Annotated in this window: 23 protein-coding genes and 1 tRNA gene; 9 read left to right on the top strand and 15 right to left on the bottom strand. The window is 39.6% G+C overall.

The window, feature by feature from the left end; translation table 11 throughout:
- The first annotated feature begins 156 nt into the window (after positions 1 to 156).
- The gene (locus tag FTU75_RS01440; RefSeq protein ID WP_180114831.1) at positions 157 to 1,563 is read left to right on the top strand and encodes a P-loop NTPase fold protein; all 1,407 of its coding nucleotides are present in this window, start codon (positions 157 to 159) and stop codon (positions 1,561 to 1,563) included.
- Here the strand turns inward: FTU75_RS01440 and FTU75_RS01445 are convergent.
- The 5 genes from FTU75_RS01445 to carA form a co-directional block, all read right to left on the bottom strand.
- Positions 1,547 to 2,164 (bottom strand): CatB-related O-acetyltransferase, encoded by a 618-nt coding sequence (locus FTU75_RS01445; RefSeq protein ID WP_180114833.1) that lies wholly within the window; start codon positions 2,162 to 2,164, stop codon positions 1,547 to 1,549. The genes FTU75_RS01440 and FTU75_RS01445 overlap by 17 nt on opposite strands.
- Before the next feature lie 74 nt (positions 2,165 to 2,238).
- Entirely contained in the window at positions 2,239 to 3,111 is an 873-nt protein-coding gene (locus FTU75_RS01450) for a class I SAM-dependent methyltransferase (protein ID WP_180114835.1), read from the bottom strand.
- Between the two features lie 191 nt (positions 3,112 to 3,302).
- The gene (gene greA, locus FTU75_RS01455; protein ID WP_078192164.1) at positions 3,303 to 3,779 is read right to left on the bottom strand and encodes a transcription elongation factor GreA; all 477 of its coding nucleotides are present in this window, start codon (positions 3,777 to 3,779) and stop codon (positions 3,303 to 3,305) included.
- Between the two features lie 108 nt (positions 3,780 to 3,887).
- Positions 3,888 to 7,118, bottom strand: coding sequence for a carbamoyl-phosphate synthase large subunit (gene carB / locus FTU75_RS01460; RefSeq protein ID WP_180114837.1), 3,231 nt, complete (start codon positions 7,116 to 7,118; stop codon positions 3,888 to 3,890).
- A 13-nt stretch (positions 7,119 to 7,131) separates the two neighbouring features.
- Complete coding sequence (carA, locus tag FTU75_RS01465; RefSeq protein ID WP_078192162.1) at positions 7,132 to 8,274, bottom strand: glutamine-hydrolyzing carbamoyl-phosphate synthase small subunit; 1,143 nt, start codon at positions 8,272 to 8,274, stop codon at positions 7,132 to 7,134.
- A 309-nt stretch (positions 8,275 to 8,583) separates the two neighbouring features.
- Between carA and FTU75_RS01470 the strand changes: the two genes are divergently transcribed.
- The gene (locus tag FTU75_RS01470; protein ID WP_111883890.1) at positions 8,584 to 9,069 is read left to right on the top strand and encodes a hypothetical protein; all 486 of its coding nucleotides are present in this window, start codon (positions 8,584 to 8,586) and stop codon (positions 9,067 to 9,069) included.
- A 234-nt stretch (positions 9,070 to 9,303) separates the two neighbouring features.
- On the opposite strand, the gene FTU75_RS01475 is transcribed toward FTU75_RS01470, so the two are convergent.
- The gene (locus FTU75_RS01475; RefSeq protein WP_180034440.1) at positions 9,304 to 9,843 is read right to left on the bottom strand and encodes a DOMON-like domain-containing protein; all 540 of its coding nucleotides are present in this window, start codon (positions 9,841 to 9,843) and stop codon (positions 9,304 to 9,306) included.
- Between the two features lie 6 nt (positions 9,844 to 9,849).
- Positions 9,850 to 10,173 (bottom strand): YhbY family RNA-binding protein, encoded by a 324-nt coding sequence (locus FTU75_RS01480; protein WP_078191340.1) that lies wholly within the window; start codon positions 10,171 to 10,173, stop codon positions 9,850 to 9,852.
- 195 nt (positions 10,174 to 10,368) lie between these two features.
- Here FTU75_RS01480 and rlmE point away from each other — a divergent pair, with 195 nt between their 5' ends.
- The 4 genes from rlmE (at position 10,369) to FTU75_RS01500 (ending at position 14,423) form a co-directional block, all read left to right on the top strand.
- Complete coding sequence (gene rlmE, locus FTU75_RS01485; protein ID WP_078192159.1) at positions 10,369 to 11,019, top strand: 23S rRNA (uridine(2552)-2'-O)-methyltransferase RlmE; 651 nt, start codon at positions 10,369 to 10,371, stop codon at positions 11,017 to 11,019.
- Between the two features lie 136 nt (positions 11,020 to 11,155).
- Positions 11,156 to 13,054 carry an ATP-dependent zinc metalloprotease FtsH gene (gene ftsH, locus FTU75_RS01490; RefSeq protein ID WP_218948055.1) on the top strand — a complete coding sequence of 633 codons (1,899 nt, stop codon included), beginning with the start codon at positions 11,156 to 11,158 and terminating at the stop codon, positions 13,052 to 13,054.
- A 112-nt stretch (positions 13,055 to 13,166) separates the two neighbouring features.
- On the top strand, positions 13,167 to 14,021 hold the full coding sequence (gene folP, locus FTU75_RS01495; RefSeq protein ID WP_218948302.1) for a dihydropteroate synthase: 855 nt from the start codon (positions 13,167 to 13,169) through the stop codon (positions 14,019 to 14,021).
- 87 nt (positions 14,022 to 14,108) lie between these two features.
- Positions 14,109 to 14,423: a DUF5713 family protein gene (locus FTU75_RS01500; RefSeq protein ID WP_078191338.1), complete on the top strand. Its 315-nt coding sequence runs from the start codon at positions 14,109 to 14,111 to the stop codon at positions 14,421 to 14,423.
- Between the two features lie 61 nt (positions 14,424 to 14,484).
- Here FTU75_RS01500 and FTU75_RS01505 read toward each other — a convergent pair whose 3' ends face one another.
- The 3 genes from FTU75_RS01505 to FTU75_RS01515 form a co-directional block, all read right to left on the bottom strand.
- Positions 14,485 to 15,153 (bottom strand): hypothetical protein, encoded by a 669-nt coding sequence (locus FTU75_RS01505; protein ID WP_180114839.1) that lies wholly within the window; start codon positions 15,151 to 15,153, stop codon positions 14,485 to 14,487.
- A gap of 88 nt (positions 15,154 to 15,241) precedes the next feature.
- Positions 15,242 to 15,327: transfer RNA gene (locus FTU75_RS01510), tRNA-Leu, on the bottom strand.
- A gap of 170 nt (positions 15,328 to 15,497) precedes the next feature.
- The gene (locus FTU75_RS01515; protein ID WP_180114841.1) at positions 15,498 to 16,232 is read right to left on the bottom strand and encodes a hypothetical protein; all 735 of its coding nucleotides are present in this window, start codon (positions 16,230 to 16,232) and stop codon (positions 15,498 to 15,500) included.
- Between the two features lie 195 nt (positions 16,233 to 16,427).
- On the opposite strand from FTU75_RS01515, the gene FTU75_RS01520 reads away from it, so the two are divergent.
- Positions 16,428 to 16,934 carry a hypothetical protein gene (locus tag FTU75_RS01520; protein WP_180114843.1) on the top strand — a complete coding sequence of 169 codons (507 nt, stop codon included), beginning with the start codon at positions 16,428 to 16,430 and terminating at the stop codon, positions 16,932 to 16,934.
- Between the two features lie 97 nt (positions 16,935 to 17,031).
- Here the strand turns inward: FTU75_RS01520 and FTU75_RS01525 are convergent, their stop codons facing one another.
- The 4 genes from FTU75_RS01525 to FTU75_RS01540 all read right to left on the bottom strand — a co-directional run bounded on the left by FTU75_RS01525 (position 17,032) and on the right by FTU75_RS01540 (position 21,418).
- Positions 17,032 to 18,372, bottom strand: coding sequence for a CitMHS family transporter (locus FTU75_RS01525; protein ID WP_180114845.1), 1,341 nt, complete (start codon positions 18,370 to 18,372; stop codon positions 17,032 to 17,034).
- A 263-nt stretch (positions 18,373 to 18,635) separates the two neighbouring features.
- Entirely contained in the window at positions 18,636 to 18,914 is a 279-nt protein-coding gene (locus tag FTU75_RS01530; protein WP_078192154.1) for a hypothetical protein, read from the bottom strand.
- A gap of 53 nt (positions 18,915 to 18,967) precedes the next feature.
- A complete protein-coding gene (locus FTU75_RS01535; protein WP_078192153.1) occupies positions 18,968 to 20,296 on the bottom strand; it encodes a hemolysin family protein in 1,329 nt (442 codons plus the stop codon).
- Positions 20,297 to 20,425: 129 nt separating this feature from the next.
- A complete protein-coding gene (locus tag FTU75_RS01540) occupies positions 20,426 to 21,418 on the bottom strand; it encodes a LysR family transcriptional regulator (RefSeq protein ID WP_078191331.1) in 993 nt (330 codons plus the stop codon).
- A 683-nt stretch (positions 21,419 to 22,101) separates the two neighbouring features.
- Here FTU75_RS01540 and FTU75_RS01545 point away from each other — a divergent pair.
- Positions 22,102 to 23,706: an isocitrate lyase gene (locus tag FTU75_RS01545; RefSeq protein WP_078192152.1), complete on the top strand. Its 1,605-nt coding sequence runs from the start codon at positions 22,102 to 22,104 to the stop codon at positions 23,704 to 23,706.
- A 140-nt stretch (positions 23,707 to 23,846) separates the two neighbouring features.
- Here FTU75_RS01545 and FTU75_RS01550 read toward each other — a convergent pair whose 3' ends face one another.
- Positions 23,847 to 24,221 carry a diacylglycerol kinase gene (locus FTU75_RS01550; RefSeq protein ID WP_180083798.1) on the bottom strand — a complete coding sequence of 125 codons (375 nt, stop codon included), beginning with the start codon at positions 24,219 to 24,221 and terminating at the stop codon, positions 23,847 to 23,849.
- 261 nt (positions 24,222 to 24,482) lie between these two features.
- On the opposite strand from FTU75_RS01550, the gene FTU75_RS01555 reads away from it, so the two are divergent.
- The coding region (locus FTU75_RS01555) for an MBL fold metallo-hydrolase (protein ID WP_218948303.1) at positions 24,483 to 25,458 on the top strand (976 nt) is incomplete at its 3' end.

Consider the following 25,458-nt stretch of genomic DNA (forward strand, 5'->3'; position numbering starts at 1 on the left):
TCCTGAAAAGTGGGGTCTTTTTATTTTATGAGTTCTTTATAGTCTGAATTTGAGGAAAAGGCTATGACAAGTTACGAGATGCTTATGGGTTAAATGTTAATTTATAGCGCTACTGCTATACTCAATACATAGTTAACTTGATGAATATAAATAGAAATGATGGATAATCAATTAAACTGGGCTAAAGATAATTTTGAGAATATTGAAACTGCATGGGAAGGCGATCTTTGGGATCGCCGTCGCTTAGGAGAGCAACTTACAAATTACGTCGATCGCTTAAATTGCGGAGCTGTTCTTGCTTTGGATGCACGATGGGGTGAGGGAAAAACGTGGTTTGTTCGTCACTGGGCGAAACATTTAGATGATACTCTGCATAACGTGATCTATTTGGATGCATTTGCTAATGATTATTTGGAAGATCCATTTTTAACGATTGCCGCTGAAATAAGTCAAACTTTTAAAGAATCAGAAGAAATTGATGATAATGAAATTAAAGATTTTAATGCTAAGACTGCTTCAGTTTTAATATCGTTGGCTGCTATTATACCAATGATTGCAGCTAAAGCTGGGATGCATTTGATTGGCTTGGGTGGAGCTGGAGAAGCATTTAAAGAGGTATATGAAGAAGGAAAAGAGTTGTATGACACAGCAAGTGAGGAAATAGCTGCAAAAGTTAAGGAGAAAATCGAAAAGAAAATAGAGAATCATCAAGTTGAGAAACAAACAATTCATGACTTTCAGAGAGAACTTGCTGAATTAGCTGGAAAATTAGATAAACCTTTAGTTTTTATTATTGATGAGTTAGATCGTTGTCGGCCTGATTTTGCGATACGATTAATTGAAAGGGTTAAACATTTCTTTGATATTCCTAAAATTGTTTTTGTTTTGGTGATGAATAAGCCACAATTATCACAGTCAGTTCAGAATTTTTATGGTTATGAAGCAGAGATAACAGCTGATTATTTTGAAAAATTTATAGATTTAACAATTAAATTTCCAAATTTGGAAGCTTATATTAACTATGAAAATGTATTGAAGGAAGAGCTTTATAGAATTGGTGAGATGGAGCATAAAGAAGCTTTAAATGAATTCTTTTTTTGGGTATTAGCATTACAAAATTATAAAAACTTCAACTCACGTGAATTAAAAAGAAAAATTAATCAATATGCTATTTTGAAAACTAATGATTTTAGAAAAAACCTAATATTAATTGCGTTTGTATTTGGTGTGGAATTTTCAAAAGATTTGAAAATATTTCGTTTAGTTTTAAGTAAGTTAGTTGAAAAACTTAATTTGTCTTTTAGTGATAGTAAATTTCTTGGAAATATTATTATCAGTAAACTACGAACTGAATATTTCATTGATGAATTTCATATAGGAAATTTATATAATAAACAAGTAACATTGAATGAAAAATATGTATCAGTGGGACAACAAGATGCCAAAGAATTGTATATGCTTGAAACTTATACTCCCTTTGCTATCCAGAAATTAAAACACTCCGATGATTTTATAATCGATTGGAAAAACTATGTTGAATCGGGATTTAATCTAGATATTTGATTAATGTATCAACATCATCCGTCTGCAACTGCTCCCGCATCTTTAAAAACTGCTTTTCATCTAAGTCATAAAGCTTAAGGGAAAGCAGTTTTTTGATATCTTCTTCAGAAAAGCGATATTTAATAATTTTAGCAGGTACACCGCCGACAACTGCATAAGGTGGCACATCTTTAGTCACCACCGCGCCTGTAGCCACCACAGCACCTTCACCAAGAGTCACACCTTGCATAATCATCGCACGTGAGCCGATCCAGCAGCCATCACCAATGATTGTGTCACCCGCAGGGATAAAACTCCGTGTATCAAACGGAAAGGCTGAAATCCAATCCGTGCGGTGGAGTTGGTTGCCGCCCATCATAATCACGCATTCTGCGCCAAAACAGACAAAATTACCGATATGTAGCTGGTCTATCGGCTTCTCAGCTGTTGCAGGTTTATCATGCAGATAACGCACCACACAGCGCTCAAAACCCTGATCCCAATATGCAGAATAATATGAATAATTACCTTTGATGTGAATATTAGGGTTCTTCACTGTTTTAGAGATGAACTCAAACTCACACCAATGATTGACAGGTGAATTAATCAATTTTTCAGACATAAGGTTTAATAGCAATAATGATTCGCGTGACTATTTTAGCTGACTCACTATAAATGTCGACTACAGATAAATGCTTAAGCATGTTTTAAATGCAGCAAATGCGTGGCTTGAGTATGCCGTATTCCATCTTTACGATTTGCAAAATAACGCTGAGTAATGTCATGTGCAGATAAATCTTCTAAGACCACATAACCCAGTTTTGTCACGGCACGGTGTAACTCATCACTGTGAAATGTCCCAATAATGGCTTCACTTAAAAAATAGGTAAATTTGGAAACAGCAAATGATCCGACACGCTCTATACCAGTTAAATCTTGATAGGGAATGGAATAGTCTAAAACCAATTCGCTACCTGAGGCTGCAAATTCGGCAATGGTTTGCAAGGTGCTCATAGTTGTTTCTGGTTTTAAATAATGCGTCGTTCCAAGCCAAGAAAAGAAAGTTGGTTGCTTTGTATCATAAGAACTCCGTTTTAAGGCATGCGCTAAATTTTCTTTTTCAAAATCAATAGAAACAAATTCAACATGGTCTGGAATATGTCCGAGTTTCTGTAAACTTCGTATTTTTAATGTTTGAGTATCTGGGTGATCAACCTCAAAAATTTTAATATCTGAGTATTTCTGCGCTAATCGGAGGACAAAAGAATCTAAACCTGCACCAATCAGCACATATTGTTTAATTCCTTGTTGTACTGCCTTTTCTAATTGATCTTCGGCATAGCGTGAACGTGCCACCACCTGTGCAGTGAGTAATCCAAATGTTTGGTTGGGTATTTTGCTATTCAACGCTTTTATACATGCACGACTTGAAAGCAGTCGACGCCAAATTGGACTGGTTAAATGAAAGGCATAAGAGTCGGAAAAAACAGGTTCGTTCGCATATAGATAATGATTTGCGCGAATGGCAGCAGCAGCTTGTGCCGTTCGGCTTGCATGTCCAAATTTCATCGTGTGTTATGACTCTTTTTGTTTTAGATAACACTTTAATGAAATAAGCCAGTTGAACAATGACGTATTCAGTCGACTATTGTTGCTGAACGTACATTTTGGTCACTCGATAGCATACATTGGGCTAAGGAAAACATACAATAATAAAAAACCCCTCAAAAGAGGGGCTTAAAATTGCTTATCTTAATGAATTAAAGATATTCAACTTTAGAAATTTCATACTCAACTTCACCTTGTGGTGTGTTGATTTTTACATCGTCGCCTTCGTTTTTACCCAAAAGACCACGCGCAATTGGAGAGTTCACAGAGATTTTGTTGATTTTAAAATCTGCTTCGTCATCACCAACGATTTTATAAGTCTTTTGTTCTTCAGTATCTAAGTTTTCAATGGTCACTGTCACACCGAAAACTACACGGCCATTTTGCTCAAGTGATTTAACATCAATCACTTGGCAAGCACCCAATTTACCTTCGATATCTTGGATACGGCCTTCACAGAAACCTTGTTGCTCACGAGCAGCGTGGTATTCTGCGTTTTCTTTCAAATCCCCATGTTCACGCGCTTCAGCAATTGCTGCAGTAATACGTGGACGGTCAACACTTTTAAGTTGCTGTAATTCTTTCTCTAGGGCAATTTTGCCTTCGGGAGTCATAGGATAACGTTGCATTGTTGTCCCTCATATTTGTAAAAAAGAAAAAATCAGTAAAATTTTTACTGACCTAGAAATGAAAAAAAGCCCGCCACCGAGAGGTGGCGGGACTTCTCGGTAACTTAATTAACCTTTAGTAAGGTCTTGTAAGCGGTATACATCCATTGGCAATTTGATTGCTAAAGCTTGGCATACTGCATCAGCACCGTTAAGGGTAGTTGTGTAATACACTTTACCTTGTAATGCAGAGCGGCGGATCGAGAATGAATCTTCTTGAGCCTGTTTGCCTTCAGTTGTATTGATAATGAGGTGAACTTCGCCATTTTTCAAGCGGTCTACGATATTAGGACGGCCTTCAGTCACTTTGTTCACACGTTCACATTCAATACCAGCATCTTTAATCACATCATAAGTACCGCCAGTAGCGATGACTTTGAAGCCAAGATCTGTTAACTGTTTCGCAATACCAACAGCACGAGGCTTGTCAGAATGACGAACAGATAAGAATGCATGTTTAACTTCGCCTTCTGTTGGTAGGCCAGGTAAACGGTCATTAGAGCCTAACACAGCTTTATAGAACGCTTCACCAAATGTTTTGCCTACACCCATCACTTCGCCTGTAGATTTCATCTCAGGGCCAAGAATTGGGTCAACACCAGGGAATTTGTTGAATGGGAACACTGCTTCTTTTACAGAGAAGTGTTCAGGAATAATCTCTGTAGTGAATCCTTGAGATTCTAGAGATTGACCTGCCATACAACGCGCAGCCACTTTCGCTAAAGATTCACCAATGCACTTAGATACGAATGGAACAGTACGTGATGCACGTGGGTTCACTTCTAGAATGTATACGTCAGTGCCTTTAACAGCAAACTGTACGTTCATTAAACCAATTACGCCAAGCTCTTTCGCCATAGCGATGGTTTGACGGCGCATTTCGTCCTGTACTTCTTGAGATAAAGAGTAAGGAGGAATAGAACATGCTGAGTCACCTGAGTGAATACCCGCTTGTTCGATATGCTGCATGATACCGCCGATCACAACGTCTTTACCGTCAGATACGCAGTCCACGTCAACTTCAATCGCATCGTCAAGGAAGTGGTCAAGAAGTACTGGCGCTTCGTTCGATGCTTGAACCGCATCACGTAAGTAACGTTTCAATTCTTCGTCGTTGTACACGATTTCCATCGCACGACCACCAAGTACATAAGATGGACGTACCACAAGTGGGTAGCCAACTTTAGCTGCTTCAGCCATACCTTCTTCAGCAGATTTAACGATGCTGTTGTTTGGTTGACGAAGTTGCAGACGTTGAATCATTTGTTGGAAACGTTCACGGTCTTCTGCACGGTCAATCGCGTCAGGTGATGTACCAATAATTGGCGCACCAGCTTCTTCTAAAGCACGAGCCAATTTAAGCGGAGTTTGACCACCGTACTGAACGATAATGCCTTTTGGCTTCTCGATACGAACGATTTCAAGTACATCTTCCAAAGTAATTGGTTCGAAGTACAAACGATCTGATGTGTCGTAATCTGTAGAAACCGTTTCAGGGTTACAGTTCACCATGATGGTTTCATAACCGTCATCACGCATTGCAAGAGCCGCGTGTACACAGCAGTAATCGAATTCGATACCTTGACCAATACGGTTAGGACCGCCACCAATGACCATGATTTTGTCACGGTTCGATGGGTTCGCTTCACATTCTTCATCGTAAGTTGAGTACATGTAAGCTGTGTCAGATTCGAATTCTGCAGCACATGTATCTACACGTTTGTAAACTGGAGTTACGCCCAAGTTCCAACGGTGTTTACGGAATTGTTTTTGTGAAATGCCCATCAAGTCCGCAATGCGAAGGTCTGATAAACCTTTGCGTTTGAACGAACGGATGTTGTCAGCGTTTAAGTCACCAAAACCTAAAGTTTTGATTTGGTTTTCAGTTTTGATGATGTCTTCGATTTGAATCAAGAACCAACGGTCAATTTTGGTTGCTTCAAATACTTCATCAAGAGTGAAACCGTGACGGAATGCATCGCCTACGTACCAAATACGCTCTGGACCAGGCACTTTCAATTCAACAAGAATTTTCTCACGTGCGCCTTCAGTGCCCACAGCGATTTTTTCGTCAAAACCGCATGCGCCTACTTCAAGACCACGAAGCGCTTTAGATACAGATTCTTGGAAGTTACGGCCAATCGCCATTACTTCACCTACAGATTTCATCTGAGTCGTCAAAGTTGCGTCAGCTTGCGGGAATTTCTCGAAGTTGAAACGAGGAATTTTCGTTACAACATAGTCAATTGCAGGTTCGAAAGATGCAGGAGTTGTACCGCCAGTGATGTCGTTTTTCAACTCATCAAGGGTATAACCGACAGCCAATTTCGCCGCGATTTTCGCAATTGGGAAACCAGTTGCTTTAGAAGCAAGGGCAGATGAACGAGAAACACGTGGGTTCATCTCGATCACAACCATACGGCCGTCTTTCGGGTTGATACCGAACTGAACGTTCGAACCGCCAGTTTCTACACCAATTTCACGAAGTACAGCTAAAGATGCATTACGTAAAAGTTGGAATTCTTTGTCTGTCAATGTTTGCGCAGGAGCAACAGTGATTGAGTCACCTGTGTGCACGCCCATTGGATCAAAGTTTTCGATTGTACATACAATGATACAGTTGTCGTTTTTGTCACGAACAACTTCCATTTCGTACTCTTTCCAACCAATTAAAGATTCATCGATCAATAGTTGGTGAGTAGGAGAGAGGTCGAAACCACGTTCACAGATTTCAATGAACTCTTCACGGTTGTATGCGATACCGCCGCCTGAACCACCCATCGTGAATGATGGACGGATAATCACAGGAAAGCCGAAACGTGCTTGGATTTCCAAAGCATGTTCCATGTCTTCTGCAACATCAGCGCGAGGGCATTCCAAACCAATTTTGCGCATTGCGATATCGAAAAGTTTACGGTCTTCCGCTTTTTCGATTGCTTCTTTCGTCGCGCCAATCAATTCAACATTGTATTTTTCTAAAATACCGTTGGCATCGAGTGCAAGGGCACAGTTCAATGCTGTTTGACCACCCATTGTAGGAAGAACTGCGTCTGGGCGTTCTTTCTCAATGATTGCAGCTACAGTTTGCCAAGTAATCGGCTCGATGTAAGTTGCGTCTGCCATCGCAGGGTCTGTCATAATGGTCGCTGGGTTAGAGTTCACCAAAATAACACGGTAGCCTTCTTCACGAAGGGCTTTACATGCTTGCGCACCTGAGTAGTCAAACTCACATGCCTGACCGATCACAATCGGACCAGCACCAATAATTAAGATGCTTTTAATGTCTGTACGTTTAGCCATGATGCTTCCTTAATTACTTCTTAGATGCTTCGATAAGTTCGATGAAATGATCGAACAATGGTGCGCAGTCATGTGGACCAGGGCTTGCTTCTGGGTGACCTTGGAAACTGAACGCAGGTTTGTCTGTACGATGAATCCCTTGCAGGGTTTGGTCGAACAGTGATTTGTGCGTAGCTTTCAAGTTTGCAGGCAAAGTTTCTGCATCCACTGCGAAGCCGTGGTTTTGAGAAGTAATCATCACTGTACCATTTTCTAAGTTTTGTACAGGATGGTTAGCACCGTGGTGACCGTGAGGCATTTTCACAGTTTTTGCACCTGATGCAAGTGCAAGAATTTGGTGACCTAAGCAAATACCGAATACAGGTACATTACGTGCGTCTTCTACAATTGTTTTTACAGCTTCAATTGCATAATCACATGCTGCTGGATCGCCGGGGCCGTTCGATAAGAACACGCCATCTGGATTCAGCGCAAGTACATCAGCAGCAGGAGTTTGCGCAGGCACGACAGTCAATTTACAACCGCGGTCTGCGAGCATACGTAAGATGTTGGTTTTGACACCGTAGTCGTATGCTACAACATGGAATTTAAGTTCTGGTTGAGCGAAACCTTTACCAAGCGCCCAAGAGCCTTCAGTCCACTCGAAACCGGTCGGATCACAGCATTCTTTTGCAAGGTCTAAACCATTAAGACCACCAAAAGCACGTGCTTTAGCTAACGCTTCTTCTTCAGTCGCGTTTTCACCAGCAAGGATACAACCGTTTTGCGCACCTTTTGATCGCAGAATACGCGTTAATTTACGAGTATCAATATCTGCGATAGCAACAACATTGTGTTGTTTAAGGTAATCACTTAGTGATTGCTCAGCACGGAAGTTGCTATGCAATAAAGGTAGGTCACGAATGATCAATCCGTTGGCCCATACTTTATGAATTCGACCTGACTCAGCGTCTTCATCATTACAACCTGTGTTACCGATATGTGGGTAAGTTAGGGTCACAAGTTGTTGTGCATAACTTGGGTCAGTCAAAATTTCTTGATAGCCAGTCATGGCAGTGTTGAAAACGACTTCACCAGTCGTACTACCCGATGCGCCAATTGAAGTACCTTTAAAAATAGTACCATCGGCAAGGGCTAAAATTGCTGGGGTGCTCAAACCAAAGCTCCTGAAATTTAGGCTGTAAAAAAGCGAGAAGACGAAAAAAAAGGAAGGCTGCTTAAAAACCTACCCTCCTTACATCTGCTCGCTTGAACTTAACACGGCATTATACGCAGAAAGCCACTGAAAGTCCATTGTAAATATTAGGAATAAAGCAGATAAAGCGCTTGCATTTTAGAATAAAGTTTGGTTTTGCAAAATCGTAGAAAAATGTAAGCAATTAATTATTGTCAGACAAATCATAAATTAAAATTTATCAATAAGCGCTATTGTGGTTCGGTCAGCAAAAACTATAGGTACAAAGTCATGGCAACACAACAAAAACAAACAGCGGCTAAATCCTCCCTGAAAGAAGTCGTTATCGAAGGTGCTGAAAAGCTTGAACAAGTTGCAAAAGAAGCGAGTGTCCAAGCCACAGAAGCGGTCACTGAAAGCAAAGAAAAGATCGGAGCAGAGGCAAAGCAGTTGAATGCCAGTGTGCAAGATCAATTGCGTCAGTTGAAGCAAGATGTGTTGAATAAACTTGATCAGCTAAAAGTTCAATTTGGTTCATCGCAAAAAGATTTTAGTGAACTCAAAGAATTTGTGAAAACTGAGTTTAATGCGGTTATTGATGATCTTTCAAAACTTGGAAAAGAGCTGAAAGAAGATGTGACCCAAATTTCAGGAAAACACAAAGATCATCTAACAGAAACATTTAAGCGTTCTAAGGAACATACTTTAGAAGCGTGGAAAAAAGTTTCACCACTGAAAGCTGATGTTACGGATCAAACCACAGATCTTAAAAGTTAATTGTGAATGACATGAATTTTAAAACGCTTAAGTTAAATCTAGTCATTCCAAGGAGCTGGATTGGGTGAGAGCGAATTAAACATCAAGTTAGCACTATGCATAAGGGAGTCATTAATGGCTCCCTTATTGTGAATGGTACATTTAAGTCCAAAGCAGTTATTTAAAAATAGACAGGCAATAAAAAAACAAAAGATCGTACTTTTGCTTTTTATCGAAGATCAAAACATTAAAAATTTAGAACTGATGTAGCCAATCACGTTTGTTGTGAAAGTCAGCATTTGGACTACTATGCTGCATGGCATAGTACTGTTCACCTTGAGGGGTTTTCAGTACTGCAGTTAGACCAATATAGAGATCTTCCCATTTAAGTTTGTACTTCAGCATAAATTCTGTTAGATCAAGACTGACATTTAAGCCATAGTGCGTCCGTTTCAACTGATTCAGTTCAATATCGTAAGCAGCTTGTGGCGGCATATCTTCTGGATAGCGATATTCTTCAAACTGGTAAACCTGCCAAGCTTGTGAAGGGGAGAGGTTGATTTCACGATAAAAGTCTTCATTGCGTACACCAATAAAAACTTCTAAGCAGGTCTGTTCCCACAAAAAATCGATTCGTGGGTGAGCTGATACCAATTCTGGCCATTGAATCAGTTGGTTTGGGTCTCGAATCCAATAACCCACATTTAAAGTATATGGGCTTTGTTGTTCGATAGCACCAACGACTGATACAGCCTGAAAGCGACGATCAAAAGCGCTGAGTTCGAAACTTGCCATAAATGCTTAGTTAGACAGGTGTGCGTAGCGAACAAGGTTAGACAGTTTTGCATTTTGTTTTGCCGCTTTGCGGTAAATCAAAGCAATCTTACCAATCGTTTGAACAACTTCAGAACCTGAAACAGTCGCAATTTCAGTAATCATTGCAGCACGAGCTTCACGGTCTTCTGCCACCACTTTCACTTTAATTAACTCATGGTCGTTTAACGCACGGTTTAATTCTTCAACAACGCTTTCTGATAAGCCTTTGTCCGCAACCATTACAACTGGGTTTAGGGTGTGACCAATTTGACGTAAGCGTTTACGTTCTTGAATAGATAAAGCCGCCATAAATATAACCTAATTTTAAAAACGACCTAGTATAGCAAAACCAAAGTTGAAGCGCTGTATTTAATCGGCATTTTCTCGATGAAGATTATTGAAAAAAACATGATTTAAGATGCTTTTTAGATACACATGTCTACTGCAAAAGTGCTGAATTTCACGTACAATCAAGACTGAGAAGTTTTTTTTATTTAGAGAGTTATGGCTACCCGCATTACTAACCAGAAATTATCCAAAAGTAGTCGTGACTGGATGCGTGAGCATCTTGATGACCCCTTTGTGAAAAAAGCACAAAAGGAAGGATATCGTGCGCGTGCCGCTTATAAATTGCTTGAAATTCAAGAAAAATACAAATTGATCAAGCCGGGCATGACCGTTGTCGACTTAGGTGCTGCACCAGGTAGTTGGTCGCAAATTGCCGGTAAACTTGTTGGCGACAAAGGTTTGGTAATTGCTTCTGATATTTTACCCATGGATGCTTTACCCGATGTGACCTTCTTGCAAGGTGACTTTCGTGAACAAGAAGTGTTCGATGAATTGTTAAAAATTTTAGATGGACGTACTGTAGACGTTGTAATTTCAGATATGGCCCCCAATACATCAGGTAATAAGGCTGTAGATCAACCGCGTCAGATCTATCTTTGTGAATTAGCAATCGACTTTGCTCAAAAGGTTCTTGGACCAAATGGACAATTTGTTGTTAAAGTGTTCCAAGGTGTTGGATTTGATGAATACCGTAAGCAAGTTGTAGACACATTTGATGTGCTGAAAACAGCAAAACCGGCGGCTTCACGTGCTCGATCTAAAGAAGTGTTTTTAATCGGGCAGGGACGTAAGAAAGCTTTCAAGTAAAGTTTACTTGCCAACTCGTTAAAAATTGTGCATTTTGTACGTTTTTAAATTATTGCGAAGCTACTCTGCAGCGTAAGTATTAGAGTCACCCATGTAAATGGGATTGAACGAATTAGATAGAAATGGGAATAAAGCTTTGAGCGATCTTTTTAAGAATGCCGTGTTGTGGCTGGTTATCCTAGGCGTGCTGGTTTTAATCTTCAGCAACGTCAATGACCGCAATCAACCGACCGCGATGAACTATTCTGAGTTCGTGGCAGCCGTAAATGCGGGTCAGATTAAACAAGTCACCATTGATGGCGAAAGAATTCGTGGCGAAAAATCAAACGGTTCAGAGTTTGAAAGTATCCGTCCTGCGGTTCAAGATCCTGAACTTATGCCGAACCTGATCAAGAACAATGTTGTTGTTGAAGGTACAGCGCCACAGCGTCAAAGTATTTTGATGCAACTTCTGATTGCAAGTTTCCCTGTTCTTTTAATCATTCTGTTATTCATGTTCTTTATGCGCAACATGGGTGGTGGAGCTGGTGGTAAGAATGGCCCAATGAGTTTTGGTAAGTCAAAAGCAAAAATGCTGTCTGAAGACCAAATCAAAGTGACATTTACTGATGTTGCGGGCTGTGATGAAGCTAAACAAGAAGTTGTTGAAATCGTTGACTTCCTAAAAGATCCATCTAAGTTCAAACGACTTGGTGCAAGCATTCCGAAAGGTGTGCTTATGGTTGGTCCTCCGGGTACAGGTAAAACTTTACTTGCTAAAGCGATTGCGGGTGAAGCGAAAGTACCGTTCTTTAGTATTTCGGGTTCTGACTTTGTTGAAATGTTCGTGGGTGTGGGTGCGTCTCGTGTCCGTGACATGTTTGAACAAGCAAAGCGTCATGCACCATGTATCATTTTCATCGATGAGATCGATGCCGTAGGTCGTCACCGTGGTTCAGGTACAGGTGGTGGTAATGATGAGCGTGAGCAAACATTAAACCAAATGTTGGTTGAAATGGATGGTTTTGAAGGCAACGAAGGTATTATCGTCATTGCTGCAACAAACCGTGCTGACGTATTGGATAAAGCTTTACTTCGTCCAGGTCGTTTTGACCGTCAAGTGATGGTATCTCTACCTGATATTAAAGGTCGTGAGCAAATCTTGAATGTACATTTGAAAAAATTACCTTCTGTGACTGGTGTAGATGTCAAAGTCTTAGCACGTGGTACACCGGGCTTCTCGGGTGCACAGTTGGCTAACCTTGTAAACGAAGCGGCACTGTTTGCTGCACGTCGTAACAAGAACACGGTCGATATGCATGACTTTGAAGATGCAAAAGACAAGCTGTACATGGGTCCTGAACGTAAATCGATGGTGATTCGCGAAGAAGAACGTCGTGCGACGGCTTATCATGAAGCAGGTCATGCAATCGTTGCTGAAATATTGCCGGGTACAGACCCTGTGCATAAAGTGACAATCATGCCGCGTGGTTGGGCATTGGGTGTGACTTGGCAGTTGCCTGAACATGACCAAACCAGCCATTACAAAGACAAAATGTTGAATGAACTTTCAATTTTGTTTGGTGGTCGTATTGCAGAAGAAGTCTTCATTAACCAAATGTCGACTGGTGCTTCAAATGACTTTGAACGTGCAACGAAAATGGCACGAGCAATGGTTACTAAATACGGTATGTCCGATAAAATGGGCGTCATGGTTTACGAAGATGATTCACAGCAGTCATTCATGGGTGGTTTAGGAAGTCGTGTGATTTCTGAAGCAACTCAGCTTGAAGTTGACCGTGAAGTTCGCCGTATTTTAGATGAACAATATAAAGTTGCTCGCGATATTCTTGAAAATAACAAAGATATCGCACATGCCATGGTGAAAGCATTGCTTGAATGGGAAACCATTGATCGTGATCAAATCCGTGACATTATGGAAGGTCGCGAACCTCAACCACCAAAAGTGTACATTGCTGAAAATCCAGTGATTGATGTCACACCAACGGATGGTCCAGATGTTCCACCACCATTGCCGTCATTGCCAAAAGCATAAAATTTTAAAACCACCTTCGGGTGGTTTTTTTATATGAAAATAAATACATGTGAACGAAATGCAGAGCAAACTTAGCGTTAAAATAAGCACAGCAAAATCTGGGATGTGTACTATGAAGTTGGTGTCTTTGCCTAATAAAATTTTAAACTGTGGTAATTTGCAATTAGATTTGTCAGAGCCACATGTGATGGGGATTTTAAATGTCACACCGGACTCTTTTAGTGATGGTGGCAAACATAATGGTAAAGACCAAGCTATAGCACATGCCTTACAAATGATAGTGGATGGTGCGACAGTGATTGATGTCGGTGGTGAGTCAACACGTCCAGGCGCATCTGTTGTTGAGGTTGAAGAAGAAATTCGAAGAGTCGTACCCGTCGTTGAAGCCTTATCTAAACACAATGTGGTGATTTCTATCGATACCTCGCAACCTGAGGTGATTGAGGCAGCGGTTCAAGCAGGTGCGCATATCTGGAATGATGTACGTGCATTAACTCGGCCGAATGCCTTAGAAACCGCTGCAAAACTGGATATTCCAGTGATCATTATGCATATGCGTGGCGAACCTACCACGATGAATAATCTAGATCAGTATCAAGATGTCGTGGCTGACGTCATCGATGAATTAAAGCAACGTGTGCAAGATGCATTAGATGCAGGTGTGCGTGCAGAAAACATTATGATTGATCCGGGTTTTGGTTTTGCTAAAAATGCGCAGCAAAACTTAAAGCTTTTACAGCAATTCTATCAATTGAATGACATGGGCTATCCGATCCTGTCGGCATTATCTCGTAAGCGTTTTATCGGTGAAGCACTTGGCGGTGCAGATGCACAAAATCGCGCTGTAGGCTCGGTTGCAGCGCATCTACTCAGCATTCAACAAGGTGCATGTATGGTTCGCGCACATGACGTCAAAGCGACGGTAGATGCGATACGTGTTTGGCAAGCCATGCAGAATGCAGACTGATTTGAAAATACTGAATCCCAATAAATTTGGTGAATTGTAGTATTTGTGTTATATAAGCGCCCTGAATGTTTTGTGATAGAGTTTCGTATGTTTGCAGATTTACTGCTACCCATGTTTGATGATGAATATTACCCAGATGTGTTGGTTGCAGAGGTGAAGTTATTGGTTGTTCAATTTGCGAAGAAAATTGCAAAAGCAGATTTAAGTTCAACTGATATCTACCATTTTGCCAATGAAACGGTTGCACAGCTCAATAAGATGAAACCTCAATTTGAAGATTTAGATTCGTCTTTGGATGATACGGCTGCAGATTATATTGCAGAAGCCATGATGATGGTGCTGCAAGATGAAGGCCATATGGATATTGAAATGGAAGAGTTGGTTGCTAACCGAGAATGGTAATTGAACTTTAAAAAAAGCCCTGTAGTGACAGGGCTTTTTTGTGTTTAGGGATTTAAAAAAGTCATTGAGCATTGTCTAAAAAATCTTTAAATGATGATTTGATCGATGCTGATAGTTTTTGTTCTTCATGCATGGCTTGTAAATGTAGGGCGTAGAAATACGATTGATGTTCTTTTTGTTTTAAAGATTGTTGATAAGACCAAAATGCCAGTTGGCGAAGCTTTTGTAGTTTTACTCGTTCAATGGCGCTGCTTTCAGGTTTATAAAATAATTCAGTAAATACACATAAAAACAGACTGAAAAAAAGTCCACAGAGACTGATGAGGTTAAATACATCTGTTTGTAGATACTTAAAGTTTATAGCAAGGAGAAGTGTGAATCCCCCAAGGAGATACAGCTGTATTTGCAGACGTTGAACTGCAAACTTACTGCTAAAACGTGCTTGATAATGTGCATACCAGACATAGCAATAGATCAAAGGAAGAATAATCAATATACCAAGATTAAACGCCAGGTTTGGGTCGTGAATTGAAAGTGCCGTTGAAAGTATATGCCTAAGTACTGCGCTGCCAAGTGAGATAAAAAGTATCAGGCAAAAGCTAAAGATTAAAACGGGTGCAGTGGGCGTTAGATTGATAATTTTGAATTGCGCAAACAGCAGCCGTTGATAAAAGGCATCGGGATGCTTAAGTTGTAGTGCAGGGAGATCAAAATCTGAAGATATTGGCATTGAATAATAATAGATTTATAAATTTTAGGCATAAAAAAACCAGCAAATTGCTGGATCTTTTATTGCACCAATCTTAGAAGTATAAGAATGGTGCCCGAGGCCAGACTCGAACTGGCACGCTTTGTGGGCGGGGGATTTTAAATCCCCTGTGTCTACCGATTTCACCACTCGGGCATGTGCGCAATAATAGAGGACGAAATGAAGCTTGGCAAGTGTATTTGATGGTGTTTGTTTTAAAATCAATCAATTCATGCATATAAGTTGAAAATATTCAAAAATAGTGATGTATTGAATGACTTTTTGAGCAGTAATTGAAAGTTTTTTTGCACTATATCAATGCTAACTTATTTCATTAGCTCATCAAGATAATGTTCAACATTTTGGTGCTTTAGCTTTTTACACAGCTGATTTTCCTGGTGCAGCATTTGTATGTGTAAATTTTGGAAATGGGTAAAGCGCTCAGATAACTGTTTATGATTTGCTTGATTTGGATTACTGAGTGTCAAACGTAATTTTGCTTTAAGCATTTGTTTATACGACCAATAAGCAATACGACGTGTCTCTTGTAGAAAATAGTATTCTTGGGTGTTACTTCCACCTTTGAATAGATTTTCTTTATAAAAACGCACAAAGCCGAAACTCATGGCGAAAAAGAACAATACAGATTGAACGAAGGTGCTTTGTAAAAAGGCGATATTGAGTAATTGTAATAAAATCACGATCGCAAGTCTGAACGGCGTATTCTTCAAACTTTGATACAAGGACATTGAACTGTGTTTGATTTGCTTGATGACTAAGGGCACAACCAGCATGAAAAACAGCATAATACTCAGTACAGCAATACCATGAGCTCGAAACTCACTCATATCAGGAAAATACAGTTGCACTGCATGACCAATACTCATGCTCAAAGAAATAAAAATCATCGCCGCCAAAACCCAAGGAATAAGTTCTTTGAGTTCGTCTAAAATGCCTTGAGTTTTCAGTTGGCTATAAAATAAATAATTATGTTTAAAGGCTGCTGGATATTGCTGTTTCAGTTGTTGAAGGTAAAGCGCAGCCTGTTTCTTTTGAGTCATATTGTGACGTTAATATTAAAGCGTGAAAATAATATAGTTGATTTCGATATTTTTGACAGAATTTTTTTCTAAATCATGTTGTATATCTGAACATTATAAGAGAAAACGCAATTTCTATAGTGAAGGTCGCAGTTTTCATGCTGCTTTTATGCGAAAATATATGATTATTGAATATTAAGTTTTTATAGGCAGTTTATGACTGATCATTCTCCTGAAACATTAAGCGATATCGAAATTCTAGACTTTCTTCAGTCGATGAAATCAGATGTTTTAAATACTGAAGCAAATGAAGTGATTCGTAGTGGGGGGAAAGCTGGTCGTCAAGAGGCTCATAAACAAGCTTTGGTGAAATTAAATCAAGCATTTGAAGATAAATTTGTTGAAGCTGTGACTTTGGCTTTAGGCTTAAATGAAGGCCAAAGTAAAAAAATTCGCTATAAGAAAGACCGTATCCGTATTTTGAAAGTTCGTGGTATCGATTATTTAGCGATTGATGGTGCTGAAACTGCACAAGTATTGTCACAAGTTGCACAAGCAATTGTACGTGAAGACGCAACGGTGACTCATGACCTGCATAATATTTTCCCATTTTGGAAAGAAGGCTGGCCAATGGTGCAATTCGACAATGTCTATAAAATTTTAGAAGATGACATTCGTATTCATTATGAAGCTGTTCTAGAAGCATTAATTTCAAAGCATTAATCACTACAAATGAACCTGTGAGTGTAAAACACTTGCCAGTTTCGTAATGTTAAGCATAAAAAAAGCACCATCAGGTGCTTTTTTTATCTTTAACTTTTTAAGTTAAGCTCGAATAAAACGGAAACATTCCAAAGATTAGACCCGCTGCTAACATGACAAAACACGTGATTACAGCCCAGATAATGGTAAATTTCTGATGTTGTCCAAACTCGATACCCGCAAGTCCACAGAGTAAATAGGTCGAAGGGACAAGTGGAGAGAGTAGGTGTACAGGTTGCCCTACGATGGAGGCACGTGCCATTTCTACAGGTGCAATTCCATAATGAGCTGCTGCATCTGAAAGAATTGGCAAAACCCCAAAATAGAAAGCATCATTCGACATAAAGAAAGTCATCGGCATACTGATGACAGCGGTAATCGGTGCTAAATAGGGACCCATACTTTCAGGGATAATTCCCACAAGTTGTTTGGACATGGCTTCTACCATGCCTGTTCCAGCTAAAATTCCGGTAAAAATACCTGCAGCAAAAATGATACCGACCACGTTTAAAGCACTACCTGCATGGTGTGCGATTAACTTTTTTTGCAAGTCGACATTTTTGTAGTTGACGACTAGCGCAATACATAAAGCCACCATGAATAAAATAGGCATAGGTAAAATACTAAAAACCAGACAAATCATCAGAACGACGGTTAACAGTGCATTAAACCAACGTAGATCTGCGCGGTTGGCTTCTGGATTATCTGAGATTTGAATGTTTTCACCATGGCTGATATCCAATTGGACAATTCCTAGACGCTTTCTTTCCATGCGACCATACATCGTTCCTAAGAAGTACAACCAGCCGATGGCAAATAGCATTGGTAAAACCATCGGAACAAAAACATCACTTGGGTCGACATGAAGTGCGCTGGCGGCGCGGGCTGTAGGCCCACCCCATGGCGTAAGGTTCATAATGCCGCTAGAGAGCATAATCAAACATGCCATAATCAATGGGCTCATACCTAAGCGCTTATAGAGTGGTAGCATGGCAGCAACACAGATCATATAGGTTGTAGAACCATCTCCATCCAAAGAGACAATTAACGTCAGGGTAATGGTTCCAAGAACGACTTTTAAGGGATCACCTTTGACCATTTTTAAAATAAATTTCACCGAAGGGTCGAACAAACCTGTATCAATCATGATGGCAAAATACAGAATCGCAAAAAGCAGCATGATGCCAGTCGGTGCAAGTTTTTTTACACCTTCAATCATCATGTCGCCAATTTCATTTATTTGTATGTGTGACAAGCTGTCAAAATAAAAACCAAGTAACCACGCAATCAAGGCAAAAAGTAAGGGAATTAAAGTCAGTGCGACAAGTGGGCTTAAGCGTTTCGACATGATCAAATACATAAAGCACAAGATCATGCCCAAACCGAGTACGGTTAACATGGTTCATTCCTTTGAAATATAAAGCTGTTTTTAAATCCAAGGGCAGAGCATAAAGCGAAATTTCATCAGTAAAAACAAAGGTGAGAAAATGTGAAATACATCACTATTTTGATGAAAAATAGTCATTAATAATGAAGGTATTAGGGAAGAGGGATTTTTTGATTTATTTTAATTTTTATTCAAAAAAGTGGTCTGTTTACATTTATTCAACATCTGTAGAGAACTGTAAATGCTGTGCAGATCCAGTTTAATCACAATAAGTCTTAAGCAAAAATAGACAGTAGCGTCCGAATCGGCCAACTAAAAAATCGGAACCAAAAAATTAAGGGATTATAAAAAAACAGACCAAAACGCATGGTTTCGTCATATTGTTGTCGACCGCGTTCATAAGGATAAGGCGTTAAAAACCAAGCAGTGACGATCAGTGCAACACCGAGCAATAGAAATAAAGGTTGTGGATGAGCTTTGAAAAAATAATAGACTAAATAAGCCCCAGTATAAAAACTAAAGCAAGTCAAAATCGCTTTAAGTGAAAAAGACATCGTTGTTATTCCATCGTATTTTTATTTTATTGTTTAAAAAAAGAAGAATCGAATTAATCCGATTCTTCTGGTGTATCCAGTTCAGTCTCAGCCTGTTGTAAGCGGGTCACTAATAATTGGTCAATTTTAAAGTGGTCTACATCCACAACTTCAAATTTGTAGCCATGATATGTAACAAAGTCCGCTGGACGTGGAATTTTACGTAGTTTAAACATCATAAAGCCCGCAAGGGTTTCATAGTTTTCTTCATCCGGCATTTCATCTAGAGCGAGTGCATGTTTTAGATCTTCGATTGGTGTACTGCCATCGATAAGCCAAGAATCTGCATCTCGTTTAATAATTTGTTGCTCTGCTTCAATCGGTGTTACCCAGTCGCCCATCACGGTAATCATAATGTCGGAGAGGGTAATAACGCCGACAACCAACGCATATTCGTTAATTACAACGGCAAATTTTTCTTTGGTTGAGCGGAAGCGATCGAGTAACTCGGACAGTGTTAAGGTATCTGGAATCGTGAGAACATTACGAATAGTATTTTCGTTGAGCTGTAGAAGTGACTGATTGTTGAGGATTCGAACCAAAATATCTTTGGCATCCACATAGCCAATCACGTCATCAATATTTTCACTACAGACCAAAAACTTAGAATACGGAAATTCAGCGAGTTTTTGACGAATACTGGCTTCTGATTCTTTTAGGGTAAAGTACACCACGTTTTCACGTGTAGTCATACTTGAAGGGACGTTACGTTCTTCCAGCTCAAATACGTTTTCAATAAAATGGTGTTCTTGTTTTTGAAGTACACCAGCTTGAGCACCGGCATCCATCACGGCTGAAATGTCGTCAAAGGTAATATTGTCATCACGTGTTGTATTCACTTTGAATAAACGAAACAACAAATTGGCAATGGCATTAATCACCCACGCCATTGGCTTACACACCTTAATAAAGATTTGAATCGGGTCAACAACAGCAACGGCAATTTTTTCAGGTGCAATCATCGCCAAACGTTTTGGCATCAAATCAGCAAATAGAATGAATAAGGATGTGACTAAAGTAAACGACAGAGTGAAACCGATAGTTTCAGTCCACGGGCCCTGATAAAAACGAGTGACTAAGCTAATGAAATAAGGACGAAAAGCACCTTCACCCAAAATACCGCCAAGAATTGCCACGGCATTTAAGCCAATTTGTGATGCGGCGAAAAAGTCTGCTGAGTTGGCTTGTAAGTCAAGCACACGTTGTGCACGTGAATCTCCAGATTCAGCCAAAATTTTAAGTTTTACTTTTCGTGCACCCGCAAGGGCAATTTCTGTTAATGAAAGAAAACCTGCACCGACGATCAGGAGAATAATAATGACAATATTTTGGAAAAGGCTCACGAATACACCTGTTTGTGATTCATTCTATTTTTCTGTATTTCTAACACAAAAATGGGCAAGGTAGTAGTCTTAACTACTACCTATATAGTGACAGTATACGTTTGAATTAATAAGGAATTAAAGAATTAATTACTGATACTGTGAAAACTGAGAGTTATTCATTAAGTATTCGCGGTTTTCTTCTTCAATCATTTGACGTGCAACATACAAGATAAGTTGACGTAACCAGCGATGAGCGGGGTGATGATGAAGTAATGGACACCAAGCCATTTTTAATTCAAATTCAGGAATATAGAATGGTGGATCACGAAGTAACAGGTTTTGACTTTTGGCTTGAAGTCGAGCAATACGGCTTGGCAGAGTTGCAACCAAGTCAACATTCGAGGCCAATAAGCCCGGCATTTGATAATGACGAGTAAAAACTGAAATTTTACGTTTTTGGCCAATACGTTCTAAGGCTTGATCAATCCAACCTAGACCCGCTTGTTTTTCAGGATTGACACCAAAACCGACACCCATACCTGTTTTAGATACCCAAATGTGTTGTGCATCTAGATAGCTTTTCAGGTTTAAATTATTTGCAGCAGGATGCTTGGCATTTAAAAGGCATGAAAAACTGTCACGCCAGACCAAAACTTGGTGGAAACTTTGCGGAATTTCATTAAAGCGGTTAATCGCCAAGTCGACTTTACCTTGTTCCATATCTCGATAAGACACATCACTAGGCGTTAAAAAATCGAGAACCACATTGGGTGCTTCTGAGCGCAAAGCTTTTACTAGGCGCGGCACAAGTGTTGCTTCAGCATAATCTGAAGTCATGATGCGGAAGACACGATTTGAGGTGTAAGGGCGGAACTCGGTACGGGGTTCCAAAATCATCGAAAGGTCAGAAAGTGCGTCACGGATACGTGGCTGTAATTCAAGCGCACGTTCTGTAGGTGTCATACCTTCTGAAGAACGAATAAGAAGTGGATCATTAAATAAGTTGCGTAGACGACGTAAAATATTACTCATCGCGGGCTGAGTTACACCCAGTTGCTCGGCAGCACGAGTCACATTTTTTTCACGAAGAAGTACATCAAGATAAATTAATAGATTGAGATCGACCCGCTCCAGATTCATAAAATAAATACCGACAATAAAATCATGAAATTTATCTGATTATGCCATAACTACTAAGGCTTGTGTAAAAAATGGATGAAAAAATGACGTGTACTTTTGTACTAAAATTCGGCAGTTTTAAGACAAATTTGTTGAAGTCCCAGCGCATATTTCTTAAATACTTATTACCTTTTTAGACCGATATTTTTAAATAAATATAATAAAAATACGGAGCAATTTTGATTATGCGAAGTGATGTTCATAAAACTCAAAAGTAAGATGAAATATCTCATTTACATGATCATTTGAGGACGGAATAACCATGCATTTAGTTTGGTAAGTTTGGGCAAAAATGGCGTAAAAAATGCTGTTTTTTTTAAAAGTGAATGCTCAGTCGACTTAAGTCTAATGAAGAATAATTCATCAAAATGTTTGAAAAATAGACAAAAAAATTAGCAAAATATATTAATAAAAATATTTAAATACAAATACTTATAAATATTGGTTAATTATTATAATACGACTTTAATCTACATATTTTTTAAATAAATACTGAAAATTAATGCAGAATATTGGATTAATTTTTTTAGTCAATCTACTCTGTGTCTATCGCAACGAAGTGTTCTAAATCTGAACAATCATTCGAGGGTATGATTTTAGCCTTACGTTGCAGAAAAATCCTAATATTATTACAGGAACATATCATGTCTACATACTTAACAGCGATTGATGCAATCCGTGAATTAAAAGCAAAATTCGGAAGCACTTGGCGCGATATTAGCCCAGAAGATGCTGCACGTATGCAAATGCAAAACCGTTTCAAAACTGGTTTAGACATTGCGAAATATACAGCTGCAATTATGCGTCGTGATATGGCTGCTTATGATGCTGATTCTAGCAAATACACTCAATCATTAGGTTGCTGGCACGGTTTTATCGCACAACAAAAAATGATTGCGAACAAAAAATACTTCGGTACAACTGAACGTCGTTATATCTACCTTTCTGGTTGGATGGTTGCAGCTCTTCGTTCAGAATTTGGTCCACTTCCTGACCAATCTATGCACGAAAAAACTTCAGTTCCTGCATTGATCGAAGAAATCTACACTTTCCTTCGCCAAGCTGATGCGAAAGAATTAAACGACTTATTCCGTGCGCTTAAAAAAGCAAACGAAGCAGGTGATACTGCTAAAGCTGCAGAAATCACTGCTCAAATCGACAACTTCCAAACTCACGTTGTGCCAATTATTGCGGACATCGACGCTGGTTTCGGTAACGAAGAAGCGACTTACTTACTAGCTAAGAAAATGATCGAAGCGGGTGCTTGTGCACTACAAATCGAAAACCAAGTATCTGACGCTAAACAATGTGGTCACCAAGCTGGTAAAGTTACAGTTCCACACGAAGACTTCATCGCGAAAATCCACGCTCTTCGCTATGCATTCTTAGAAATGGGTCTTGATGACGGTATCATCGTTGCTCGTACTGACTCTGAAGGCGCTGACTTGACTCAAAAAATCCCAGTGGTTAAAGAGCCAGGCGACATCGCTTCTCAATACATCAGCTACTTAGACACAACTGAAATTGACATTTCAGAAGCTCAAGAAGACGAAATCCTAATCAAGCGTAACGGTAAACTTCACCGTCCAAAACGTCTTGCTTCTGGCTTGTACCAGTTCCGTCCAGACACGCAAATCGACCGCGTTGTACTTGACTGTGTATCTAGCCTTCAAAATGGTGCTGACCTTCTTTGGATCGAAACTGCGACTCCAAACGTTGAAGAAATTGCTCACATGGTTAACCGTGTACGTGAAGTTGTTCCAAATGCGAAACTTGTTTATAACAACTCTCCATCATTCAACTGGACATTAAACTTCCGTCAACAAGCTTACGACCGTTGGGTTGCTGAAGGTAAAGACGTATCTGCATACGACCGCGCTAAATTAATGAGCGCTGAGTACGATAACTCTGAATTAGCTGCTGAAGCTGACGAAAAAGTTCGTACATTCCAAGCAGATGCTTCTCGTGAAGCGGGTGTGTTCCATCACTTAATTACACTTCCGACTTACCACACAGCTGCGCTTTCTACACATGAACTTGCTCAAGGTTACTTCGGTTCTGAAGGTATGTTGGCTTATGTTGCTGGCGTACAACGTAAAGAAATCCGCGGTGGTATTGCATGTGTGAAACACCAAGCAATGGCTGGTTCAGACATCGGTGACGACCACAAAGAAATCTTCGCTGGTGACAACGCGCTTAAAGCGGGTGACGATGCGAAAAACACAATGAACCAATTCGCTGCTCACTAAGCATTGAACTGATTCGAAAAAAAGCCCAGCGAAAGCTGGGTTTTTTTATGGCTTTAAAATCTTCTTAAATCCATTTATTGAAGTGTGTCGATATAAAAAAGCAGGGCATAACCCTGCAAATATAATGAGACCCCCTTTATTTAAGGCAAAAGGATAATTAACCAAGTAAAAAAAATAATTGCTAAAGCGACAAATTGAGCGGCACTTCCCATATCTTTGGCAATTTTAGAAAGTGGATGCTTGTCTAGAGATACCCGGTCGACCACGGCTTCAATAGCAGAATTGAATAACTCAACAATTAAGGCAAATAAACACACCACTACCATAAGGGCATGTTCAACACGACTCACATCGAGTAAGCAACTGGTGGGAATAAGCACAATATTCATCCAGACAATTTGGCGAAATGCAGCTTCATTTTGATAAGCAGCTTTGAATCCGTCGAGGGAATATTGCGTTGCATTAAAAATTCGTTTAAGTCCAGATTTACCTTTAAACGGGGAAATTTCACTCATAGTACTGTACAGACGTATAGATTTAAAAACTGGCGAAAATATAGCATGCCAAGCTTAAAGTTTTCTTGCATTCAGCTTTTATTTTATTAGGCCTAAAAGTTTAGGATGATTTACATGTGCCTGTATCAAGTTAGTGCTATGTTTATCCAGTATTAGACTTAAAATTTGCCTGAATTTCAGGCACAATACAGACGTTTAAAATTTTTAATTTTGAAGCATTTGCTTCATTGCATGAAATAATAAAAGTGATATAGGTCAACAATGAAAAACTTTAGTTTTGCTGTGCTTGCAGCAACACTTTTAACCAGCCAGTTTGTCAGTGCAGAGCCGGCATTTATTCAAACGGAAATCAAAACGAATGTGACACAGCCCATGGGATTTTATCCTTTCCAAGTGGGTGCATATAAAGTCATTGCTTTAAAAGATGGGACACTCGAATTAAGTCCTGATTTATTTAAACAAAATTTAACTCCAGAAGAAGTCAGTGCTTTATTCCAAAAGCTTGCGGTTGATCAGAGCAAAGGCATACAAACCAGTGTCAATGCCTATCTGATTGATGATGGACAAGGCGGCATCAGTCTTGTTGATAGTGGTGCAGCCAGTTGTTTTGGACCAAACTTAGGTTCTATTGCACAAAATATTGAAGCGGCCGGCTATAAGCTTAATCGTGTACGCAGTGTTTTCTTAACCCATTTACATCCAGATCATGCATGTGGCATTGCGAAACAAGGTAAGGCTGTGTTTCCAAATGCAACGGTCTACGTCAATGAGCAAGAAAGTCAGTATTGGTTAAGTGAAAATACCGTCGACACTTTGGCTGCTGAAAAACGTGAAGGTTATTTAGCGACCGTTGCAAAAATTAAAGCTGCGATTGCGCCTTATCAAACTATGCGAAGTTTTAAGACCTTTAGCGTTGGTTCGGTGATTAATGGCTTAGAAGTACTACCGAGTGTTGGGCATACACCAGGGCATTATTCTTTTATCTTAAAGTCGCAAGCTAAAAGTTTTGCTATCCTCGGGGATGTGGTTCATTCGTATCATTTACAGTTTGAACAACCCAAGTTATCTGTTGATTTTGATGTCGATCCGGTCAAAGCCAGTGAAACTCGTTTAGCAATTTTTAAACGTTTTGCTCAAGAGCAAACCTTCGTTGCATTTGCACATTTACCATTTCCGGGTATTGGTAAAATTAGTGAAATGAATGATGGTCAGTTCCGTTGGAACCCGCTAAATTTAG

Origin of the sequence: Acinetobacter sp. YH12140 (assembly GCF_013418475.1) — a bacterium.
Classification (GTDB): Bacteria; Pseudomonadota; Gammaproteobacteria; order Pseudomonadales; family Moraxellaceae; genus Acinetobacter; species Acinetobacter amyesii.

What these genes read in the sequence shown, in the direction of transcription:
- FTU75_RS01440 (WP_180114831.1), top strand. Translation starts at nt 157, where the DNA reads ATGATGGATAATCAATTAAACTGGGCTAAAGATAATTTTGAGAATATT.
- FTU75_RS01445 (WP_180114833.1), bottom strand. Translation starts at nt 2,164, where the DNA reads ATGTCTGAAAAATTGATTAATTCACCTGTCAATCATTGGTGTGAGTTT.
- FTU75_RS01450 (WP_180114835.1), bottom strand. Translation starts at nt 3,111, where the DNA reads ATGAAATTTGGACATGCAAGCCGAACGGCACAAGCTGCTGCTGCCATT.
- greA (WP_078192164.1), bottom strand. Translation starts at nt 3,779, where the DNA reads ATGCAACGTTATCCTATGACTCCCGAAGGCAAAATTGCCCTAGAGAAA.
- carB (WP_180114837.1), bottom strand. Translation starts at nt 7,118, where the DNA reads ATGGCTAAACGTACAGACATTAAAAGCATCTTAATTATTGGTGCTGGT.
- FTU75_RS01470 (WP_111883890.1), top strand. Translation starts at nt 8,584, where the DNA reads ATGGCAACACAACAAAAACAAACAGCGGCTAAATCCTCCCTGAAAGAA.
- FTU75_RS01475 (WP_180034440.1), bottom strand. Translation starts at nt 9,843, where the DNA reads ATGGCAAGTTTCGAACTCAGCGCTTTTGATCGTCGCTTTCAGGCTGTA.
- FTU75_RS01480 (WP_078191340.1), bottom strand. Translation starts at nt 10,173, where the DNA reads ATGGCGGCTTTATCTATTCAAGAACGTAAACGCTTACGTCAAATTGGT.
- rlmE (WP_078192159.1), top strand. Translation starts at nt 10,369, where the DNA reads ATGGCTACCCGCATTACTAACCAGAAATTATCCAAAAGTAGTCGTGAC.
- folP (WP_218948302.1), top strand. Translation starts at nt 13,167, where the DNA reads ATGAAGTTGGTGTCTTTGCCTAATAAAATTTTAAACTGTGGTAATTTG.
- FTU75_RS01500 (WP_078191338.1), top strand. Translation starts at nt 14,109, where the DNA reads ATGTTTGCAGATTTACTGCTACCCATGTTTGATGATGAATATTACCCA.
- FTU75_RS01505 (WP_180114839.1), bottom strand. Translation starts at nt 15,153, where the DNA reads ATGCCAATATCTTCAGATTTTGATCTCCCTGCACTACAACTTAAGCAT.
- FTU75_RS01515 (WP_180114841.1), bottom strand. Translation starts at nt 16,232, where the DNA reads ATGACTCAAAAGAAACAGGCTGCGCTTTACCTTCAACAACTGAAACAG.
- FTU75_RS01520 (WP_180114843.1), top strand. Translation starts at nt 16,428, where the DNA reads ATGACTGATCATTCTCCTGAAACATTAAGCGATATCGAAATTCTAGAC.
- FTU75_RS01525 (WP_180114845.1), bottom strand. Translation starts at nt 18,372, where the DNA reads ATGTTAACCGTACTCGGTTTGGGCATGATCTTGTGCTTTATGTATTTG.
- FTU75_RS01530 (WP_078192154.1), bottom strand. Translation starts at nt 18,914, where the DNA reads ATGTCTTTTTCACTTAAAGCGATTTTGACTTGCTTTAGTTTTTATACT.
- FTU75_RS01540 (WP_078191331.1), bottom strand. Translation starts at nt 21,418, where the DNA reads ATGAATCTGGAGCGGGTCGATCTCAATCTATTAATTTATCTTGATGTA.
- FTU75_RS01545 (WP_078192152.1), top strand. Translation starts at nt 22,102, where the DNA reads ATGTCTACATACTTAACAGCGATTGATGCAATCCGTGAATTAAAAGCA.
- FTU75_RS01550 (WP_180083798.1), bottom strand. Translation starts at nt 24,221, where the DNA reads ATGAGTGAAATTTCCCCGTTTAAAGGTAAATCTGGACTTAAACGAATT.